This is a genomic window from Neisseria sp. P0021.S006 (assembly GCF_051956895.1).
Genome location: NZ_JBQCWZ010000953.1, coordinates 1 through 565 on the forward strand (window position 1 = coordinate 1; position 565 = coordinate 565).

The window sequence follows — 565 nt, forward strand, 5'->3', positions numbered from 1 at the left end:
GGTTTGGAGTTAAACATTCATATAGGGTGTATTTTATATGCAACTGTCTGCCGATAAGAACAAATAATCTAAAGTGTTCCCAAGTTGCCACACTTGCCCATTACACAATGAGGGCGTACATTAATAGCTATACATGACTATAAGGAAACATCCGATGAATCCTATCCGCCTGACTTTATTGATTGGTGCTGCCGCATTACTTGCCGCCTGCGCCACCACGCCTGAGCAAAAAGCCGCACGCGCCCAAGCGCAGAAACGCTATGAGCAGGATCTTCAAGTACATCTTGCTGCCCAATGCGATCAGGAGACTGCCGCGCTGATCCGCCGCAAATTTGACGAAGAAGGCAAACCCGGTGCCGCAACTGCGGAACAAAAAGCCTTCCGCCTCAAATATATCGACAAAGTTTCCGATCCGATGTTCCAAGCCTGCTACAAAATGGCATGGCAAAACTATATTTCTCAAGAACAGCTGCGCGAAGCCCGTTACTATCGTTATTACGACGATTGGGGCTATCCGTTTGGCCGTTATCCTTGGTGGTGGTAAGGTATTAACAAACTTTAGGGC

General features: G+C 47.4%; 1 protein-coding gene. It reads left to right on the forward strand.

Annotated features, from left to right (window positions below):
• Positions 1 to 154: 154 nt before the first annotated feature.
• Positions 155 to 544 carry a hypothetical protein gene (locus ACTHUM_RS18110; RefSeq protein WP_049331430.1) on the forward strand — a complete coding sequence of 130 codons (390 nt, stop codon included), beginning with the start codon at positions 155 to 157 and terminating at the stop codon, positions 542 to 544.
• Positions 545 to 565 lie beyond the last annotated feature (21 nt).